Annotated in this window: 15 protein-coding genes and 1 pseudogene; 6 read left to right on the plus strand and 10 right to left on the minus strand. The window is 48.6% G+C overall.

Annotated features, from left to right (window positions below):
- Positions 1–154: 154 nt before the first annotated feature.
- The 6 genes from UL82_RS01445 to UL82_RS10770 all read right to left on the minus strand — a co-directional run bounded on the left by UL82_RS01445 (position 155) and on the right by UL82_RS10770 (position 6,944).
- Positions 155–838 carry an anaerobic ribonucleoside-triphosphate reductase activating protein gene (locus tag UL82_RS01445; protein ID WP_046438621.1) on the minus strand — a complete coding sequence of 228 codons (684 nt, stop codon included), beginning with the start codon at positions 836–838 and terminating at the stop codon, positions 155–157.
- A complete protein-coding gene (locus UL82_RS01450) occupies positions 804–2,615 on the minus strand; it encodes a ribonucleoside triphosphate reductase (RefSeq protein ID WP_046441053.1) in 1,812 nt (603 codons plus the stop codon). The genes UL82_RS01445 and UL82_RS01450 overlap by 35 nt, the downstream gene beginning before the upstream one ends.
- A 437-nt stretch (positions 2,616–3,052) precedes the next feature.
- The gene (locus UL82_RS01455) at positions 3,053–3,832 is read right to left on the minus strand and encodes an SDR family NAD(P)-dependent oxidoreductase (RefSeq protein ID WP_046438622.1); all 780 of its coding nucleotides are present in this window, start codon (positions 3,830–3,832) and stop codon (positions 3,053–3,055) included.
- A 190-nt stretch (positions 3,833–4,022) separates the two neighbouring features.
- On the minus strand, positions 4,023–5,351 hold the full coding sequence (locus UL82_RS01460; RefSeq protein ID WP_046438623.1) for a dicarboxylate/amino acid:cation symporter: 1,329 nt from the start codon (positions 5,349–5,351) through the stop codon (positions 4,023–4,025).
- Between the two features lie 363 nt (positions 5,352–5,714).
- Complete coding sequence (locus tag UL82_RS01465) at positions 5,715–6,515, minus strand: class I SAM-dependent methyltransferase (protein ID WP_046438624.1); 801 nt, start codon at positions 6,513–6,515, stop codon at positions 5,715–5,717.
- Between the two features lie 51 nt (positions 6,516–6,566).
- On the minus strand, positions 6,567–6,944 hold the full coding sequence (locus UL82_RS10770; RefSeq protein WP_083966379.1) for a cupin domain-containing protein: 378 nt from the start codon (positions 6,942–6,944) through the stop codon (positions 6,567–6,569).
- A gap of 1,059 nt (positions 6,945–8,003) precedes the next feature.
- Between UL82_RS10770 and rpsL the strand changes: the two genes are divergently transcribed.
- From rpsL to UL82_RS01500, 6 genes are all read left to right on the plus strand, one after another.
- Entirely contained in the window at positions 8,004–8,375 is a 372-nt protein-coding gene (gene rpsL / locus UL82_RS01475; RefSeq protein ID WP_025251882.1) for a 30S ribosomal protein S12, read from the plus strand.
- Positions 8,376–8,378: 3 nt separating this feature from the next.
- Positions 8,379–8,846: a 30S ribosomal protein S7 gene (gene rpsG, locus UL82_RS01480; protein WP_046438626.1), complete on the plus strand. Its 468-nt coding sequence runs from the start codon at positions 8,379–8,381 to the stop codon at positions 8,844–8,846.
- 375 nt (positions 8,847–9,221) lie between these two features.
- Positions 9,222–11,351: an elongation factor G gene (gene fusA / locus UL82_RS01485; protein ID WP_269471347.1), complete on the plus strand. Its 2,130-nt coding sequence runs from the start codon at positions 9,222–9,224 to the stop codon at positions 11,349–11,351.
- 343 nt (positions 11,352–11,694) lie between these two features.
- On the plus strand, positions 11,695–12,885 hold the full coding sequence (tuf, locus tag UL82_RS01490; RefSeq protein WP_046438628.1) for an elongation factor Tu: 1,191 nt from the start codon (positions 11,695–11,697) through the stop codon (positions 12,883–12,885).
- Between the two features lie 87 nt (positions 12,886–12,972).
- Positions 12,973–13,602 carry a hypothetical protein gene (locus UL82_RS01495; protein WP_046438629.1) on the plus strand — a complete coding sequence of 210 codons (630 nt, stop codon included), beginning with the start codon at positions 12,973–12,975 and terminating at the stop codon, positions 13,600–13,602.
- Positions 13,603–13,612: 10 nt separating this feature from the next.
- The gene (locus tag UL82_RS01500) at positions 13,613–14,164 is read left to right on the plus strand and encodes a DUF421 domain-containing protein (protein WP_046438631.1); all 552 of its coding nucleotides are present in this window, start codon (positions 13,613–13,615) and stop codon (positions 14,162–14,164) included.
- A 79-nt stretch (positions 14,165–14,243) separates the two neighbouring features.
- Here UL82_RS01500 and UL82_RS01505 read toward each other — a convergent pair whose 3' ends face one another.
- From UL82_RS01505 to UL82_RS01520, 4 genes and pseudogenes are all read right to left on the minus strand, one after another.
- Positions 14,244–15,953, minus strand: a complete 1,710-nt coding sequence (locus UL82_RS01505) for an ABC transporter family substrate-binding protein (RefSeq protein ID WP_046438633.1) — start codon at positions 15,951–15,953, stop codon at positions 14,244–14,246.
- An 84-nt stretch (positions 15,954–16,037) separates the two neighbouring features.
- Positions 16,038–17,932 (minus strand): annotated as a pseudogene (locus tag UL82_RS01510) (dipeptide ABC transporter ATP-binding protein).
- On the minus strand, positions 17,929–18,927 hold the full coding sequence (locus tag UL82_RS01515; protein ID WP_083966381.1) for an ABC transporter permease: 999 nt from the start codon (positions 18,925–18,927) through the stop codon (positions 17,929–17,931). The pseudogene UL82_RS01510 and the gene UL82_RS01515 overlap by 4 nt, the downstream one beginning before the upstream one ends.
- Entirely contained in the window at positions 18,927–19,910 is a 984-nt protein-coding gene (locus UL82_RS01520; RefSeq protein ID WP_046438635.1) for an ABC transporter permease, read from the minus strand. Before UL82_RS01520 ends, UL82_RS01515 begins: the two co-directional genes overlap by 1 nt.
- Positions 19,911–20,121 lie beyond the last annotated feature (211 nt).

Below are 20,121 nucleotides of genomic sequence, written 5' to 3' on the forward strand. Positions count from 1 at the left end.
TTAAGAAAATAAAATCCTTGGTATTAAATGCACGCGGAACAGGCTAGTTTTTATTTAGTATCAGTACGTAGTATTCCCGTATCGTGCGCTCATGCCGGGGCATAAGCAAACAATGCGGGAATACCATAAGCGATCAAATAAAAACTTTTATTGGCTATCCTTCTGGTAGCCATGGGCTACCATCACTAGATCGCGCATATTGGATCACTAATTCCGAAGAGGTATCCATACTATGCGTTTTAACTAATGAGCGTAGTTCATTAAGGTTGCGTTCAATGACCGAGTCGCTCCAGAGGGTAGTGCGCAAAGTTATTTCAACTTCTGCCTTTTGCAGAATCTGTAGTGATTCCCATACCGAGGTTGCTACCCGTGGCGAACAGCCAGTGACTTCATGCATATGACGCGGCAGTGCTTTGATATCTAATCCAACCCAGTCTGGAGTTGTGGCGGGATCACGTACTAGCTTCGCAATGCGTGCCGGGGCATATCCACAGGTGTGAAGCCCTACTGGAAATCCAAGGTCATGGATACTAGCAATGGCATCTGCTAAACCAGGAACTGCGGTAGGTTCACCGCCAGAGATAACTGCGGCGTCGATAAGTCCACGTCGAGAACTTAAGAGAGTAAGAAACTCAGCCATCGAATGCGTACCTGAGCCAAAACCTTGCAACTGGGGGTTATGGCAATAAACACAGCGTAATGGGCACCCTTGGGTAAAAGCGGTTACCGTTAATTTTCCCGGCCAGTCCGTTGCCGAAAAAGGTATGATTCCGGCAATGGGTAGCTCGTTGGTTGGACGGGTACTAGATAAGGGATTCTGCAAAGTAGGTGCGTTCATGGAATTCACCTTTTTTCCCTGTATTAAAGCTCTGCACAGGGCGGAAGTAGCCCATGACCCTGGTCCACATTTCGGTTTCGGTATTGCACTGTGGACACTGGGGATGTTCACCAGAAATATAGCCATGTGTTGGGCAAATGGAGAAGGTAGGAGTGACGGTGACATAAGGAAGGGAGAACTTCTCTAATGAGCGTCGAACAAGTTTTGCGCACGCTTGACCATCACTGACTGCTGCTCCCATATAAAGGTGAAGTACGGTTCCGCCAGTGTATTTGGTTTGCAGATCTTCTTGGAGTGTAAGGGCTTCGAAAGGATCTGGGGTATGTGATACCGGAAGTTGGGAGGAATTGGTGTAATACGGTTCAGCAGTGCTACCGGCATGAATGATATTGGGGTAGCGGGCGATGTCTTCTCGAGCAAAGCGGTAGGTAGCGCCCTCGGCAGGAGTGGCCTCTAAGTTAAAGAGGTGTCCAGTAGCTTCTTGGGCTTGTACCAAAAGTTCGTTGATTCGATCAAGTAGTCGGGCAACCTGGGCATGGCCTTGTGGATCGGTCAGGTCATAGCGGTCATGGGTGAAGTTACGAATCATCTCATTACAACCGTTAACGCCAATGGTAGAGAAATGGTTATCCAGGCTTGGCAGCCAGCGTTTGGTGTATGGGTAGAGTCCCTTGTCGAGCATGCGCTGAACAAAAGCGCGTCGTCGTTCCAGCGTATCGATGCCTAGTGCAACGAGTTCTTCGACTCTAGCTAATAGGCCAGCTTCGTCACCGGCATAGAGATGACCAAGCCGGGCGCAGTTAAGGGTGACTACGCCAATAGAACCAGTTAATTCTGCCGAACCGAATAGGCCATTTCCGCGTTTTAATAATTCGCGTAGATCAAGTTGTAGTCGGCAGCACATGGAGCGGATCATGCCGGGGTCAAGATCTGAGTTAATGAAGTTTTGGAAATAAGGCAACCCATATTTTGCGGTCATAGTAAATAATGCCTGGGCATTAGGGGTGTCCCAATCGAAATCTTTGGTGATGTTATAGGTAGGAATTGGGAAGGTAAAGGGGCGGCCATTGGCATCACCTTGCGACATAACCTCAATGAACGCCTGATTGATCATGTCCATTTCATGCTGGAGCTCACCATAACTGAAATCGCAGGGTTCCTCATTAATAAAAGGCACGGTCTCGGCAATATCATCTGGGCATACCCAATCGAAGGTGAGATTGGTAAAAGGAGTTTGTGTTCCCCATCGAGAAGGCACGTTGAGGTTGAAAATAAATTCCTGCATGTGCTGTTTTAGCTCGTCGTAGCTGAGCTGATCTAGGCGAACGAAAGGCGCCATGTAGGTATCAAAAGAGCTAAAAGCTTGTGCGCCAGCCCATTCATTTTGTAAGGTGCCGAGGAAATTGACTACTTGACCGCACGCGGAGGCGAAGTGTTTAGGTGGGGCAGAGGACACAGTATTTGCAACACCGCCAAAACCTTCTTCGAGTAGTCGGCGAAGTGACCACCCAGCGCAATATCCGGTGAGCATGTCTAGGTCGTGAATGTGAATATCACCCTCGCGGTGGCTAATCCCGGCAGCCTTGCTGAATACTTCGTCTAGCCAGTAATTTGCGGTTACTTTTCCAGCCGCATTCAAAATCATGCCGCCGACAGAATAATCCTGATTGGCATTGGCATTAACTCGCCAGTCGGCTCGCTGCAAGTATTCGTCGATAGTGCTTTTCGACGATACCGCAGCGCGAACAGGCGCAGATTTTTTACTTATTGGTGTCATAGGTTCCAGGCTCATGTAGGACACCATAGCGCGGAAATTGCAGCAATGTAATTACAGAAATATCAATATCTAACGTATTCGCATTTATCCAACCCCTATATATTGTGTCTGTGAGTTAGTTCGGGATTGTATTGCGCAGGAGAGACAGTTAAAAGCGCAGGCAAAAATGAGAGCTTTCTTGTGGTGACTGATTTCATAAAATCAATCAGAAGATAAATGCACTGTGTTGTTTTTAAAAATTCTCGCAATGACACTATGGCGGGTGGATGTTACGACGAGAAACGTTGTGGGGTAACAATAACTAGCTAACTGAAAAAATTTAAGATCCCACCGCTACAGTGGGATCTTGAGTATGGCAGGTGCTACCTGTATGTCATGAAAATGCTATTTTGAGCCATTCCTAGGGGCGCGAGGTGTAGGTGTGCGTCCATAGTGCCCTAGTGGCGTTTTTGGAGTCGATAAATATAATCCAGCACACGCTTGCGTGGGAGTATTGATATGAGAGGCAGTAGTGGTTTTTGCCAAGTGCGTACCGCAGCAAAGATATTGATTTTCCCGTTAAGCATCTCGTTATAGGCTTCTTGGGCAGCTTTATCTGGTGATACCGCATTTTTAAAAAGGTCAGTATCGTCAAGTCCACTTGTTTGAGCAAAACCAGTTTCCATTGCACCAGGCATAAAACAGGAAACGCTTACTCCAGTTCCCGCTAATTCTTTGGCTAGAGCGTTTGACCAGCTGGTTACATATGCTTTGGTAGCAAAGTAAACTGCTTGTAGAGGCCCTGGGGCAAGAGCTGCTATGGAAGAAACATTGAGTACCTTGCCGCTACCTCGTTGAATCATTTCCGGTAGGAAGAGTTTTAATAGTCGGGTTGGTGTTTCGATATTGACCGCAATCATCGACATATCGGCTTCCAGGCTACGCTCGCGAGCAAAATCACCCTGTCCGCCGAAGCCAGCATTATTAATGAGGTAATCCGGTAGCAGATTTTCTTGGCTGCAGATATCAAAAATAGTGTAAGCGGCATCCTCTTGGGAAAGATCAACGGCAATGGTATGCACCTTGATGCGGTAGGCCTGGCGTAGTGTGGCAGCCTGGGCATCGAGTTTGTCTTGACTGCGACCAACCAAAATAAGATCGCCACCGGTGCGTGCATGCACGATGCTTAAGGCGTTGCCTAAACCACCATAGGAGCCAGTAATAAGTGCAAGAGCCATAAAATGCGATTCCTTTTTTGTGCGTATGTGAGCTGTTTTTAAATTTTAAGTATGTGATTGTGTTTTTAATGCGTTCTTAATAAGTGCTGCATTGTAAGTATTCGGGGTGTAAAAAATTGCCCTAGGGGTTAGGGAACCCTTAGGGCATAACGCTATTTGCTAGTTAACCTTTTCGCTATTGAGCTATTGGTTAGGATACGGCTGCTTTAAGTTCTCGCTGCCATACTTCTTCGTTGAGGATTCCGGCACGTTTGGCAACAACGGCTGGGATAAGTGCTTGACCAGTCACGTTTACTGCGGTGCGTCCCATGTCGATGATTGGTTCAATGGCTAGTAAGAGGCCAACGCCAGCTAGCGGTAGTCCTAGGGTAGATAGTGTGAGCGTAAGCATCACGGTAGCACCCGTTGTTCCTGCGGTAGCAGCAGAGCCAATGACCGAGACGAAGATGATAAGTAGGTAATCGGTAAAGCCAAGTGGAATGCCATAGAATTGGGCAACAAAGATGGCGGCGACGGCTGGATAAACTGCTGCGCAACCGTCCATTTTGGTGGTAGCACCTAGGGGTACCGCAAAGGAAGCGTACTCGCGAGGAACGCCGAGATTTTCTTCTGCAACGCGTTGAGTTACCGGCATTACCCCCATGGAGCTACGGGTAACAAAACCAAGTGAAGTTACTGGCCACACGCGACGGAAGAATTCAGTAACTGGTATACCAACAAAACGTAGTACTACTGGGTAGATAACGCCGATAACTAGGGCAAGACCAACGTAGATAGCAAAGACGAATTTTCCTAGGCTTCCTAGTGCTTCCCAACCGTAGCTGGCTACTGCATTACCGATAAGCGCGGCGGTGCCAATGGGGGCAAGTCGAATGATCCACCACAGCACTTCTTGGATGATTTTGAGGAAGGATTCAGTAAAAGCAAGAAAAGGTTCGGCAGCTTTACCGCTTCGCACTGCGGCAATCCCGATTGCTAGTGAGAGGACTAAAATTTGTAGCACATTAAAATTCAGTGCAATGGCTCCAGTAGAAGACTGGGCAGCGCTTAATCCTAGAATATTGGCTGGCACGATGGATTGAATAAACCCTAGCCAGCTTCCGGTACGGCTCGGATCAGCTGCGGTAGCTGGATCAATAGAGGTGTTTGATCCTGGTTGTAGGATTAATGCCACCCCGATGCCTACAAGTACGGAAAAGAATGCAGTGATTGCAAACCATACCAGGGTTGACACAGCGAGCCGGGCGGCATTAGTAACCTTGCGTAGATTAGCTACCGAGGTAACAACGGCGGCAAAAACTAGTGGTGGAATAAGCAACTTTAATAGTTGTACGTAGGTACTTCCTATGGCGCTAAGAGAGGTGCTTAGCCAGTTGCCTTCGGCTGCGCCACGGGCTGCAAACCCTAGGACAAGACCGACGATTAAGCCGATAAAAACTTGCCAGCCGAAACTGGTCATCCAGTTGGGTAAACGTCGCCGTGGTGCCTGTGTTTCTTGCGGGTTTAAGGTGGTGGTCATGGTGCTCCTAAACTGTTTGGTTCATTAATAGCGAACAGAGTTGTCTAATAAATTCTTTTCAGAGAAACTTAGCAACTTTTTCTACGATTAGCAATGCGTTTAATTATTTTTGGGGGCATCTTCCAGGCATTTTACGCAGGGTTCTATTTGAAAAAATGTCTATGCGGTGCCCACTGTTGTAGTACAACGCTCAAGAAGTGGTTAATAATTCCCATGCAAATGCCCCCTGTTTTGGTAAAAATAAAAAACAGGGGGCGAGAATGTGTAAGTTTTACTTTCATGACAAGTAAAACGTGAGGTTATCTATAGACTGCTTTGTCTGTTTATTTGCGGCGATCCTTGCGTGTGAAATTTCCCTAAGGGTTAGTCGGCTGGCTTGGTAGCTACTAAAGCAACTGCAATAAGCTCATCCTTATGCTCTTGGAAATTAGCGCGCATTTCTAGTACTCGCTTCCGGGCGACTGGGCGTCGGATGAGGTTAATAAGGATTTTGATGGTGCCAAATAAGCCTTCGTCGGCAAGCACTCGGGAAGGTTCGAGTAGGTGCATGGGGGCAGTAGATGTCCAGGTCACTTGGAAGCCGGCGTTGCTAAGCAGACGAGCCCAGGCATCGAGTTTTTCCGGACGAGCACCGACTTTAATGCGTTTAGAAATATCAATTCCTACTTCGCTACGAGAACTTTTTGCATCGGGATCTTTTGCTTGTTGAGATAAGGCAAGTTCGTGGATCCCATAGCGACCACCAGGACGAAGTATGCGAAACGCTTCGGCCACAACAGCTTGGCGTTGCTGGGGGCTTAGCATCGTAAGCATGGCTTCCCCGATTACTAGGGAGACACTGTTATCGTCTAGGCCAGTTGTGGCAGCATCGGCGGTAATAACGCTTGCTTGTGGGAACTGATCAAGTACTTTTTCTAAAGCGGCACGTCCTTGTGGATTGGGATCAACGCCGGTATAGCGGGCGGGTTGTGCTGCCAAAAGTAAGGTGGCAGTTTTGCCAACACCAGGGCCAAATTCGACGATCTCATCTGTATTTGTTGGATGGGCTGCGGCAAGCATGCGCTTGCTTAGTCCTAATCCGCCGGGGCGTAGCACTGTTTTTCCTAGCGATGCCAATAACCAATGGCCCTGGAGGTGAGAATCATGTGAGTTCTTGTCGGTCATGGAGACTCCTTGAAAAGTGCAGATCGGGTTAAGGCTGGCGTTGTCATTGCGCTAGTTGGTGCTGTCGGAATCGGCGTTGTTAGCCTCAAGGCAGTGCTTGTCGGTGTGTACCATAACCAGGCTCATGCGGCATTCGGTGACGGCGGTGAGCGCGTGAGGTTCGCCGGGAGCGAGATAGATAACATCCCCGGGAAGGAATGTGTGTGTTTGACCGTTGACGTTAAAGTTCATTTCGCCTTCGATGAGTTGGACAACAACGGCTTTGGGGGAAGTATGTTCGGTAAGTAGCTCGCCGGCGTCAAAAGTAAATTCGATAACACGCAGGATGTCGTTGTTAAGGATAACTCGTGAGGTAGTGCTGTGTGCGATGACGGGTAATTCTTGGCTGAGTCCTAGGTGCACGCTTGAGATGGTGGATGTTTGTGTCATGGAGTGAACCTTCCGTGTGGTACAAAACACTTAAGGTAAGGATAAACATATTTTTATTAATTGGTAGTAACCTGTGCCATAATGTGAGAATCTAATCAAAACCCTTGATTATCTGCGGGAAGTGTGATCCAACAGGTTTTCGCTGGTTGCTTTTCGACGCCTGGCTAGTTTGACTTAGTCCTGTTTGTAATGGGGACATAGTGCTAAGATTCATGCGATAGTCAAGGCAGTGATACGGTAATCTGGTACCGTTCAGTGGACTGTGTATATTTTGACCAGTTCATCCCCTCGTTTTTAAGGAGTGTGGCTTATGCCGATCCCTATTCCTGTACCTATTTTCGTGGAGGGTTTCACCTCTACAGCTTCAGAGTTTTTCAACTTCTATGCTCACTGGGCACCGATTTTTGCTGGCCTGGGTGTTCTTTTGAACTTGAGTTCTTAAGAAAAACTCTAGGTTTTTAACCTAATGAATTGAGCGAAAAGCCCGCCGTCGTTTTTATGACGGCGGGCTTTTTCTGTTTCTATTGTATTGGGTGGATTCTAGGGGTCGTTGCAACGGTTTTGGGTTAGTAGTCTAGCCAGGCGTTCGGCTGGGGTGTAGAAATTGAGAGTTTTACGCGGCCGGTTGCACCATGTACTAAGGCAGGTACTTCAAGGGTATGCATAGAGCCGTATTCCGGGAAGGCTTTATTTCCATGTCGGGGGTGAAGCTAGTATTTGTTTTATTGGTGTTCTGTGTTTATCGGTACTTTGTTTAGGTTTTTGTGCATGTAGTTAATTAGTTTTTACCCAGCGTAATCTTGCTTTATTCTGCCTGCTGGTTTAAACTGCTTATCTAGTCCCACATTTTTTGGTGGGAGCCCGTATTTGAGCTGCACATTCTTTGGTTAGAATGGGTTGGCTAAATGCGTGAAACACGGAAGCGGCCCCGGAAAGAGCCCCTATTTTTGTTTGTCTAGGGTCTTTTGGGGTGCTGGGTGTTTTACTAGGCGATAATGAAGCGATAACTTCTTCGAAGTTTTCGGCTTTGAAGAAAAGTACCGATTGAGAAAGACGGCTATGCCAACTATTCAGCAGCTGGTCCGTAAGGGCCGCCACGATAAGACTGCAAAGGTGAAGACCGCAGCCCTAAAGGGCTCCCCGCAGCGTCGTGGCGTGTGCACCCGTGTGTACACCACCACTCCTAAGAAGCCTAACTCCGCTCTGCGTAAGGTTGCCCGTGTGCGCCTGACCTCCGGTATCGAGGTTTCTGCTTACATTCCAGGTGAGGGCCACAACCTCCAGGAGCACTCCATGGTGCTTGTTCGTGGTGGTCGTGTGAAGGACTTGCCAGGTGTTCGTTACAAGATTATCCGTGGCGCACTTGATACTCAGGGCGTTAAGGATCGTAAGCAGGCTCGTTCCCGCTACGGCGCAAAGAAGGAGAAGTAATCAATGCGTAAGAATGCAGCTCCAAAGCGTCCTATCGTTAAAGATCCTGTTTACGGCTCCCAGGTTGTTACCCAGCTAGTGAACAAGGTTCTCAAGGACGGTAAAAAGTCCACCGCTGAGCGCATCGTTTACGGTGCTCTTGAAATCTGCAAGGAAAAGACTGGCACCGATCCAGTTCTTACCTTGGAGAAGGCTCTGGGCAACATCAAGCCTGATCTTGAGGTTCGCTCCCGTCGCGTGGGTGGCGCTACCTACCAGGTGCCAGTAGAGGTTCGCGCTGAGCGCGCCAACACTTTGGCTCTGCGTTGGTTGGTTACTTTCACCCGTCAGCGTCGTGAGAACACCATGATCGAGCGTCTTGCTAATGAGATCCTTGATGCAGCAAATGGCCTCGGTGCATCTGTGAAGCGTCGTGAAGATACTCACAAGATGGCAGAAGCCAACCGTGCGTTCGCACACTACCGCTGGTAAAAGCAACCTGAGAAAGCATAAAAACCTATCGGTACACCAACACAGTGCTAGATACTTAACCGGCTCGCCGTGTTAGAGCAGTGCTTTTGATGTGCTGATGGGTCGCTTTCTTACCCACTACACGCTTCTCTGAGCGCACTGAGCGCAACCTTTTGGTCACGCCCACAGGGAGGCCTGAACGGGGAGCTCAATACAGTAGCTGCGAATAAAAATTTTCTATACAACATCGCGGATAAGCATTCAGTTTAGGCTGATTTGTTTCTATGACCGCGCTGCACGATATGAATTTATTTATCGCAGCATAAACAGAGAACTATTCATCTGCGTGCCGGATTTTTAAATAGATTCGGCCAGATACATGAGTTAGGGAAAAACGTGGCACCACAAGAAGTGCTTAAGGACCTTAATAAGGTTCGCAATATCGGCATCATGGCTCACATCGATGCCGGTAAGACCACGACCACTGAGCGTATTCTCTTCTATACCGGTATTAACCGTAAAGTTGGCGAGACTCACGACGGTGCGTCTACTACTGACTGGATGGAGCAGGAAAAAGAGCGCGGTATTACCATTACCTCCGCTGCTGTGACCTGTTTCTGGAAGAACAACCAGATCAACATTATCGACACCCCAGGTCACGTTGACTTCACCGTTGAGGTTGAGCGTTCCTTGCGTGTTCTCGACGGCGCAGTTGCCGTTTTCGACGGTAAAGAAGGCGTTGAGCCTCAGTCCGAGCAGGTATGGCGTCAGGCTGCAAAGTATGACGTTCCACGTATTTGCTTCGTGAACAAGATGGACAAGCTGGGCGCTGATTTCTACTTCACTGTTCAGACCATTATCGACCGCTTGGGTGCAAAGCCATTGGTTTTGCAGCTACCAATCGGTGCTGAGGATGACTTCGATGGCGTTGTTGACTTGATCAACATGAACGCTATTACCTGGCGTGGCAAGGTCGAAACTGGTGCGGAACCAGTTATCGAAGAGATCCCTGCTGACTTGCAGGAAAAGGCCGAAGAGTACCGCGAGAAGCTCCTTGAGGTTGTTGCTGAGTCTGACGAAGCTCTCATGGAGAAGTACTTCGGTGGCGAAGAACTCACCATTGAAGAAATCAAGGCTGCTATCCGTAAGCTCACCGTTGCTTCCGAGATTTACCCAGTGTTGTGTGGTACCGCTTACCGCAACAAGGGCGTTCAGCCATTGCTCGACGCAGTTGTTGACTTCCTGCCTAACCCATTGGATGTCGGCGAGGTTCATGGCCACGCAGTCAACAATGAGGATGAAGAACTCACCCGTATGCCTTCGGTTGATTCTCCTTTCTCTGCTTTGGCATTCAAGATTGCTGCACACCCATTCTTCGGCCAACTCACCTTCGTACGTGTTTACTCTGGTCGCGTTGTTCCAGGTGACGAGGTTCAGAACTCCACCAAGGGCAAGAAAGAGCGCATCGGTAAGCTTTTCCAGATGCACGCCAATAAGGAGAACCCAGTTTCTGAGGCTCTCGCCGGCAACATCTACGCTGTGATTGGTTTGAAGGACACCACCACTGGTGACACCTTGTGCGATCGCAACAACCAGATCATCCTTGAGTCCATGGACTTCCCAGATCCAGTTATCAAGGTCTCCATTGAGCCTAAGACCAAGGCTGACCAGGAGAAGCTAGGTACTGCTATCCAGAAGCTTGCTGCTGAGGATCCAACCTTTACCGTTGAGCTTGACGACGAAACCGGCCAGACCGTTATCGGTGGTATGGGCGAGCTCCACCTCGACGTTCTTGTTGACCGCATGAAGCGTGAATTCAAGGTCGAGGCAAATATCGGTAACCCACAGGTTGCTTACCGTGAGACCATCCGCAAGGCTGTTTCTAGCGTGGAATACACCCACAAGAAGCAGACCGGTGGTTCCGGCCAGTTCGCTAAGGTTATCGTTTCCATCGAGCCTTATGCTCCAGAAGCAGACACCTTGGAAGAAGGCGAGTCCGCAACCTACAAGTTCATCAATGCGGTTACCGGTGGTCGTGTTCCTAAGGAATACATCCCATCTGTTGACGCAGGTATCCAGGACGCAATGCAGTACGGTTACCTCGCTGGCTTCCCATTGGTAGGTATTCAGGCAACACTCGAAGACGGCGCATACCACGACGTTGACTCCTCTGAAATGGCCTTCAAGCTTGCTGGTTCTCAGGTTCTTAAAGAAGCTGTTGCTAAGGCAAAGCCAGTTCTTATGGAGCCAGTGATGGCTGTTGAGGTTGTTACCCCTGAAGAGTACATGGGTACCGTCAACGGTGACATCAGCTCACGCCGTGGCCAGGTCTACGCTATGGAAGACCGCTCTGGTGCCAAGGTCGTTCGCGCTAAAGTGCCGCTGTCAGAAATGTTCGGTTACATCGGTGACCTACGTTCCTCGACCGCAGGACGTGCAAACTTCTCGATGGTGTTTGATTCCTACGCTGAGGTTCCAAGCAGCATTGCATCCGAGATTATTGCCGAGCGTAACGGTACCGCCTAACATCGGTTAGTAACCTTCGTAAAGGTTTCTTTCCTTGCCTGTGCTAGACAAGGAAAGAAACATAACGGGGTAGCGGCTTTCTGAAAACTTCATCCTTGACACTTCTGGATTACACAAGAAGACAAGAAGTGGGAGAATAGAAGTTTTGAGTTGGCCGTTACCCTGTAGGATCCAAAAGTCTCCTTGAAACGGTTTGAAAAACAACCGGTTTGGCCTTAGGATTCTGTAACTGGCACATCTGTAAAAGCTGTGCCGCCTGATCACCGAATTAGTGATCACCAGGCACAGTATGAAAACCCTGTGATTGCACCCGCGATCACCACGAAGTCCAGGAGGACACACAGTGGCAAAGGCTAAGTTCGAGCGTACCAAGCCTCACGTAAACATCGGTACCATCGGTCACGTTGACCACGGTAAGACCACCACCACCGCGGCTATCACCAAGGTGTTGGCAGATGCTTACCCAGACCTCAACGAGGCTTTCGCTTTCGATGCCATCGACAAGGCACCGGAAGAAAAAGAGCGTGGTATCACCATTAACATCTCCCACGTTGAGTACCAGACCGAGAAGCGCCACTACGCACACGTTGACGCTCCAGGTCACGCTGACTACATCAAGAACATGATTACCGGTGCTGCTCAGATGGACGGCGCAATCCTTGTTGTTGCTGCTACTGACGGCCCAATGCCTCAGACCCGTGAGCACGTTCTTCTTGCTCGCCAGGTTGGCGTTCCTTACATCCTCGTTGCTCTTAACAAGTGCGACATGGTTGACGATGAGGAAATCATCGAGCTCGTTGAGATGGAAGTTCGCGAGCTTCTTGCTGAGCAGGAGTACGATGAAGAGGCTCCAATCATCCACATCTCTGCTTTGAAGGCTCTTGAGGGCGACGAGAAGTGGACTCAGGCCATCATCGACCTCATGCAGGCTTGTGATGACTCCATCCCAGATCCAGAGCGTGAGACCGACAAGCCATTCCTCATGCCTATCGAGGATATCTTCACCATCACCGGTCGTGGCACCGTTGTTACCGGTCGTGTTGAGCGCGGTTCCTTGAAGGTGAATGAGGACGTCGAGATCATCGGCATCAAGGAGAAGTCCACCACTACTACCGTTACCGGTATCGAAATGTTCCGTAAGCTTCTTGATTACACCGAAGCTGGCGATAACTGTGGTCTGCTTCTTCGTGGTATCAAGCGCGAAGACGTTGAGCGTGGTCAGGTTGTTGTTAAGCCAGGCGCTTACACACCTCACACCGAGTTCGAGGGCTCTGTTTACGTTCTTTCCAAGGACGAGGGCGGCCGCCACACCCCATTCTTCGACAACTACCGTCCACAGTTCTACTTCCGCACCACTGACGTTACCGGTGTTGTGAAGCTTCCTGAGGGCACCGAGATGGTTATGCCTGGTGACAACGTTGATATGTCCGTCACCTTGATCCAGCCTGTTGCTATGGATGAGGGTCTGCGCTTCGCTATCCGCGAAGGCTCCCGCACCGTTGGCGCTGGCCGCGTAACCAAGATCATCAAGTAATTAAATTACTTGCCTGATTTTTAAAAACCGTTCTGCTTTTAGCAGGACGGTTTTTGTGTTACCCAGCAGAAAAATATACTTGCTCTTGTGCATGATCCCACCCGAATACCTGCCACAGTGCGCCTGTTTGAAGATGTGTGGCTTGGGCAACCCGATCTCAGCTTTGCTGCTCTTATTGGTTTGTTAGAAAACCACGGTGTGCACTGGGGAATTGATGATGAAGATGCCAGCGAGATTTTAAAAAATATTGCCACCCAGTATCCACCCCGACTGGTAGAGCCGGTTAGAAATCCACATATCGTACATATCAGCGATACCAGATTGCGGATATTATTTGATGCTCAGCTAGCGGTTGTGCTTATGCCGAACACTGCGCCGGTTATGTGGCGCTATGTAGCTTTAGAGCGGGTAGCCACCGGAATGCCGCTGCGGATTCGCGGAGAAAATACTTCGCATAATTATGGTGTGGTGGAAAAGATAGAGCGATTAAACCCAGATGAACCGGTGCTAGGTTGTTTCTCTCTGCTCGAGGATGAGACTACCATTTATCATCACGGCAAAACCATTGAGCTTTTTCGCCGTAACCGCCGGGGGTATGAGCATGAAATATATCATGAAGTGGAAAAACTAAAAATAGTTGTGGGGGAGCCAGTTTCTTTTAATAGTGCCACTAGAAAATATGAGTTATCCAAGGTTATTGGACAGATAGCGGGATAAACTTTTTGCTATGAGTGAATTTGAGTCGTTTCTACGCGAGCAACTACTCATTGAACCTTGGCGGATTCCAATTATTGTTATTGCTGCTACTGGTATTTATATCGCCTTTTTAGTGCTGGTACGGGTATTTGGTTCGCGAGTTTTTGCCAAAATGACTGCTTTTGATGCTGTTGTTATCGTCATGTTTGGCGCAGTAGCTGGTAGAGCAATAATTGGTCATCCACCTACGTTAATGGCCGGCATCATTGGGCTTACTACTCTTATTGCCCTAGAGGCTATTTTTGGCGCGGCACGTAAGCTCAAAGGTCTTCGTAATGCGATTAGTGGGCGTGCTCAAGTGATTATGGTTCATGGCGAGTTCATTAATGAGCAGATGAAAAAGTCCCATCTTTCTCGCGGTGACGTTAAAGCAACAATTCGGCGCGCTGGTATTGCACAGTTAAGTCAAATCCAGTTAATGATTCTGGAACCTACCGGTGAGTTTTCGATTTTTAAAGAAGGTACTGCTGTTGATCCAGCGTTACTAAAAGGTGTTGCTGGAGTAGAATACCTTTACCCTTAGCAAACGGAACAACAAAATAGGGCAGTTAATTAAAAAAGAATCCTTAGCTAACTAGCTAAGGATTCTTTGAGGTTAAGAGTTAATTCTTAATCCAGCCGATGTCTTCTTTAGGCATAATGGCAAAGAAGAAGGCACCATAGTTAACTAGACCCTTCTTTACCGCCGTAATATCAGGACCATTGGCGTAAGGCATAATGCCGTAGGTAGCTAGTGCTTCTTTCTCTACCTCCATAGCTGCCTTGGTTTGCTCATCTGGGTCAGAAATATCTTGCAGCTTAAGAAGCTTAGCGTCGATTTCTGGGGTACCAGTACCGGAGTTATTCAATGAAGAATCCGATGCATAAATCTGGTTGATACCAGCCACACCGAAAGGATCGCTGGCACGGAAGCCCGACATAAACAGATCAAAGTCTTTTTCAGCAACTACTCGTGAGAAGTCAGCGGATGGACGCTCGACTACCTGCATATCAATACCAATGTCTTTGAGCATCTTTTGCATAGCCGTAGCGGTAGACTTCACCATTTGGGAATCACCAGTAATCACATAGCGTAGTGATAGAGTTTGGCCGTCTTTTTGCACAAAACCATCTGATCCCTCAGCGTATCCTGCTTCGGAAAGTAAGCTCTTTGCCTTATCTACGTCGAAGGAAACAATGGATCCAAAGTTATCGACATAGCCTTCTTGGCTTGGATAGAGCAGGAAGGAACCTGGTAGTGGCTCGCTGTAATCTAGGCCATTAAAGCGGATAGCGGCAAGTTGGCTGCGATCAATAGCAGTCATAATTGCTTCACGAACTTTAATATCGCCAAGGTGCGGTGCAGCAGAGTTAATCGTGAGCAGGTAGTTACTTGGTGTCATCGCTGCGCGGAGTTCAATAGCGTCACCCATACCACGAGCAATAGCTAAATTATCCTTGGTTGCTACGCTTGCTGCATCAATTTCACCAGCTTGGAAGGCGTTAATGGTAGCTTGGGATTCCAATTGACGGTAGGTGATCTTTTCTAGCTTAGCCTCATCGCCCCACCATTTTTCATTGCGGACAAAGGTGGCTTCGCCGGTGTTGAAATCAACTTTTTCAATTTTGAATGGGCCAGCACCAAGATCTGGTTGCACCTGATCGAGGTACAAGGTGTTGAATTTTTCTTCCGAATCAACAGCTGGGTGGAGCAGATTATTGAAAAGCCCCTGCCACCAAGCATAGGTGCGAGAGAAGGTAACCACGGCTTGCTTATCGGTATCGCCGCGGGTAACTGACTCAACGAGGTCATAACCATCAGAAGAGTTAGGCACTACGTTGGTAGAAAAGCCGTTGTTAAACTTCCAGGTGTTTTCAAATGCGCGCCAGTCGATAGGCGTGCCATCATTGTAAGTGGCTTCATCGACAACGGTGTAGGTAACTACGGTCTTGCCATCAACAACTTCATCGGTAACCTCTGAGATGTAGTCAGGGTTGGCTTCCCAGTTGCCGGCACCGTCGAAAAGCGTAACCTGTGGGTTATAGGTAGACCATAAGGTGCGGGTGTAGAGGGACATATCGCCATGGAATACATTTTGCTGGTGAGCAATTTCGGCGATAGGCAGTGTCAGGGTGCCACCATCTTGGATTTGATCCCGATCGGTGATGGCATAGGAACCAGCGAGATTAATTTCTAGGCCACCGGCGCTAGTAGAACTGCTGGAATTATTAGCGGTAGAACTCGAGGAGTTCCCGTCTGAACCACACGCAGCAAGTGTTAGTGCCGCAATAGAGACCGCTGCGATGGTCACATTACGTATGTACTTCTTCATGTGCTTCTCCTTCGGGGGTAAAGCAGACAGGGAAAGGAATTATGAAGTTATCGCGCCCTGTAACAGGCACGTTCTATTAGCCGACTATTGATCGCCGTCCCAGCTAAGCCGAACCCGATTGCGTTCCACCTTTGGATCTGGAATCGGAATAGCCGAAAGCAATGCTTTGGTATAGCCATGCTGCGGATTATCAAAAATCTCATCCACATCGCCGTATTCCACGAACTCGCCCTTATACATCACGGCTACCTGATCTGAAAGGTGACGCACAACGGAAAGATCATGGGCAACAAAGAGATAGGAAATACCAAGTTTGCGTTTAAGTTCTTCCAACAGGTTGATCACACCGGCTTGGATAGAAACATCTAGCGCCGATACTGGTTCGTCAAGAGCAATAATCTTTGGGTTGGTTGCTAGTGCGCGAGCCAGGCCAATACGCTGGCGCTGGCCACCGGAGAAATGCCCAGGGAAACGATCAATTTGCGAGGAATCTAGGCCAACTAAAGCCATCAGTTCAATAACGCGAGCATCAATATCGCCGTCATAGCCGAGTGATTCCAGCGGCTCAGCAATAACCTCACGCACGGTAAGTCGTGGGTTTAGCGAGCTCATGGGATCCTGGAACACCATTTGGATATCGCTGCGAGCTTTTCGACGCTCGCTAGAACTCATACTTCCGGCATCGCGCCCAGTAAGAATGACTACTCCGTCTTCGGGTTTAAGATCCATAATCTCTAGAAGAGTGGTGGTTTTACCACAACCAGATTCGCCCACGATCGACATACATTCGCCTTCGCGAATATCGAAACTAAGGTTATTGACTGCGTGAACCGTTCCGACCCGGCGCTTAATCAGCGAGCCCTTCATTAGTGGGAACTCTTTTTTCAGGTTCTTGACCTCGAGAACAATCTCACGATCTTCTCTAGGGACACCAGCGAATTTTGCTTCACTCATCTCCGGTAGTGGGAACATACGCTGGTTATCAATCATACGATTGTGAATCTCTGCTTGACGCACACACGCAGCCTCATGCCCAGGTTCAGCAGCAACAGATACCAAGGTGGGCTCATCAGCTAAGCAAGCATCAACAACAATTGGGCAGCGATTAGCAAACTGGCACCGATTACGTAGATTCACCAAAATCGGTGGGGCACCGTTAATGGGAGTAAGCGGCTCATCAGAAGAAATATCAACGCGCGGAGTCGAACCAAGCAAACCAATCGTATAAGGCATCTTTGGCTGCTCGAAGATAGTATGCACATCGCCACGTTCAACAGGGCGACCGGCATACATAACCATGACATCATCGGCAGAACCTGCCACCACACCCATATCGTGGGTAATCATAATTGTGGCTGCACCAGTTTCTTTTTGAGCGACTTTAATCACGTCGAGAATCTGTGCCTGGATGGTGACATCTAAAGCTGTTGTTGGTTCATCGGCAATAAGCACACGCGGATTATTAGCAATCGCAATAGCAATAACTACCCGCTGACGCATACCACCGGAAAATTGGTGTGGGAAGGCACGAATACGTTTATGCGGATCAGGAATACCAACCAAGTCGAGTAATTCGATAGCTTGTTGTGTTGCCTGCGCCTTAGAAACATCTTGGTGTGCTTGAATAGCCTCGATGAGCTGGGTACCAATATCAAACACTGGGGTCAGTGCCGATAACGGATCCTGGAAAATCATGCCAATGCCATTGCCCCGGATCTTGCTCATGGCCTTATCGTCTAAACCGAGCAGCTCCTTGCCGTCATAGGATACCGAACCAGCGATCTTGGCATAGTCGGGCAGTAACCCCATAATCGCCAACGAGGTTACTGATTTACCAGAACCAGATTCACCCACAATGCCTAGTGTGCGGCCAGGATAAAGATCAAAATTAACCCCGCGTACGCTGAGACCGGTCCTGCCTCGGAAGGGAAAGTGACAGTAAGATCGCGGACGCTAAGAATAGGATTCGCCTGAGTCATGCTCGGCCTCCTGACTTGGAGTTGGGATCGAGAGCATCACGTAAACCGTCGGCAATAAAAGCCATGGACACCGTGAGCAAGGTCAAAATTCCGGCCGGGAAATAAAATTGCCATGGGGCAGTATGAATTGTGCTGGTGCCACCAGAAAGCAAAGTACCCAGTGAAACATCGGGTAGTTTCACACCAAGACCGAGGAAGGATAATGCGGTTTCAGAACTAACCGTGGAAACTACACCAAGTGCAAATTGGATAATTAGTAGCGAACCAATGTTGGGAATGAGATGGCGGACGATAATACGCGGTGAAGACACACCCATATAGCGAGCAGCACGCACATAATCGTTTTCTCGGATGGATAAGGTAAGCGACCAAATCACACGTGCCGGATACATCCAGCCAAAGGCAATCAATACCACAATAAGTAAGCGCCAGTCGCCGCCGGCATCAGAGACCAACAATGCAATGAGCAAGAAGGTTGGAATGGCCAATAAGAAGTGAATAACTGTTAGCACAGCCTTTTCCACATAGCCGCCAAAAAGAGCAGCGCCAGAACCAATCAGTGCCGATAGTGCAGTAACACACAAAGACACGCTTACTGCGATCATGAGTGAACGACCAAGACCATGGACAACCTGGGCAAAAAGATCATTGCCGGAGTCGGTAGTGCCAAACCAGTGCTCGGAGGACGGGCCGGTAGAAAGATTTAAAAAGTCAGGATCATCGTATTCCCACGACGAAACTAGACCACCAAAGAGGGCAAGCAGTACCAGGCAGCTGAAAATAATGAGCCCGACAACGGCCATGGGATTACGGAAGAAACGACGCACATAGAGTTTTAACCGACTAGTGCCACGTACCTGATTATCGGTACTAGGTGGAACTTCAATTGGTGAACCAAGAACTTCGGTTTCAGAATTGATATCGCGTACTGCTTGGCCTGGTGATTGCTGCTTGTAGGCAGGATCATTGAGGCTACGTTCTTTAGAGTTGCTCATTAGTTCACCCTCACTCGTGGGTCAAGTGCGACGACAACAATATCGGCAAGAATTGCTGAGATGCCGGTCATGAGCGCACCGAATGCTGCAACGGCTACTGCACCATTGACGTCGTTTTTTGAGATGGTTTCAATAAAGTATTTACCCATGCCATTCCAACCGAAGATGGTTTCGGTCATCACCGCACCGGTAAAAATGCCGGGAACAGAGAAAGCCACGGATGTAGCTACCGGAATGATGGAGGTGCGTAGGGCATGACGTCGAATAGCAGCTTGCCGGGTAAGACCTTTAGCGCGAGCCGTTCGCACATAATCGGCATTAAGATTATCCAGCAATAACGTGCGCTGGGTCATGTGATAACCAGAGTAAGAAATTGCTACTAATGCAATAGTGGGCAAAGCAAGGTGCTGACCAATATCAATAAGGGTAGGGATAAAACCCTCCACATCTGGATTCGATGCGCCAGTGACATAGAAGATGCGCTTACCGCTGAGGTCGTTGATCTTAATGCCCAAAGCAACAACCACAATCGAGGCCACCACAACGTGGGTATTCATCGAGATAATGGAAAGCGCCTGCCAGATACGGTCACCAGCTTTATATTGGTGTGAGGCCGTATAAACACCGACTGCGATGCCAATAGTTACTGAGAGCAACGTGGAGAGCAAAAGTAGTTCGGCAGAAACCCAGATACGGAATGAGATTTGCTCACTAACCGGGTTGCCAATAGGCGATGTACCCCAATCCCAGTGCAAAAGAACGCCGGTGAGCCAATTCCACCAACGTTCTAAAAGTGGAACCTCTGGATTGAGGTTAAGCGGGGTGAGGATATTAGAGATTTGTTCATCGCTAAGTGGCGGGCGCCGACCGACGTAGTTGGATCGAGGATCAAGAAACGTCGCGGCGAGGAGATATGCGATGTTAGTCGCAAGGAAGATGACAAGAAGCCATGAGCCTGTCTTCTTCACGAGGTATTTGAACATGAGCAAAAGTCCTTGTGCGCCAGATAATAGGTAAGAATTTATTGGGGTAGAAATTACGTGAAATGTTAACTGTAAGCTAATTAACAACCTGTATAAAAAGTTAATTGTGCTATACGTTTTTTGAAATACAAAACAATAACCCCGGTTGTGACGTTAAAAAAGAGCCACTTAACGCGTTAATAGTGTGGTTCTATCCACCCTTTATGGGGGT

The organism is Corynebacterium kutscheri (genome assembly GCF_000980835.1).
Taxonomy (GTDB): domain Bacteria; phylum Actinomycetota; class Actinomycetes; order Mycobacteriales; family Mycobacteriaceae; genus Corynebacterium; species Corynebacterium kutscheri.

Excerpts from the sequence above, each read along its gene's own strand:
- UL82_RS01520 (WP_046438635.1), bottom strand. The coding sequence starts at position 19,910 with ATGTTCAAATACCTCGTGAAGAAGACAGGCTCATGGCTTCTTGTCATC.
- UL82_RS01460 (WP_046438623.1), bottom strand. The coding sequence starts at position 5,351 with ATGACCACCACCTTAAACCCGCAAGAAACACAGGCACCACGGCGACGT.
- UL82_RS01445 (WP_046438621.1), bottom strand. The coding sequence starts at position 838 with ATGAACGCACCTACTTTGCAGAATCCCTTATCTAGTACCCGTCCAACC.
- UL82_RS01450 (WP_046441053.1), bottom strand. The coding sequence starts at position 2,615 with ATGACACCAATAAGTAAAAAATCTGCGCCTGTTCGCGCTGCGGTATCG.
- UL82_RS01500 (WP_046438631.1), top strand. The coding sequence starts at position 13,613 with ATGAGTGAATTTGAGTCGTTTCTACGCGAGCAACTACTCATTGAACCT.
- UL82_RS01465 (WP_046438624.1), bottom strand. The coding sequence starts at position 6,515 with ATGACCGACAAGAACTCACATGATTCTCACCTCCAGGGCCATTGGTTA.
- UL82_RS10770 (WP_083966379.1), bottom strand. The coding sequence starts at position 6,944 with ATGACACAAACATCCACCATCTCAAGCGTGCACCTAGGACTCAGCCAA.
- UL82_RS01505 (WP_046438633.1), bottom strand. The coding sequence starts at position 15,953 with ATGAAGAAGTACATACGTAATGTGACCATCGCAGCGGTCTCTATTGCG.
- rpsG (WP_046438626.1), top strand. The coding sequence starts at position 8,379 with ATGCGTAAGAATGCAGCTCCAAAGCGTCCTATCGTTAAAGATCCTGTT.
- UL82_RS01515 (WP_083966381.1), bottom strand. The coding sequence starts at position 18,927 with ATGAGCAACTCTAAAGAACGTAGCCTCAATGATCCTGCCTACAAGCAG.
- UL82_RS01455 (WP_046438622.1), bottom strand. The coding sequence starts at position 3,832 with ATGGCTCTTGCACTTATTACTGGCTCCTATGGTGGTTTAGGCAACGCC.
- rpsL (WP_025251882.1), top strand. The coding sequence starts at position 8,004 with ATGCCAACTATTCAGCAGCTGGTCCGTAAGGGCCGCCACGATAAGACT.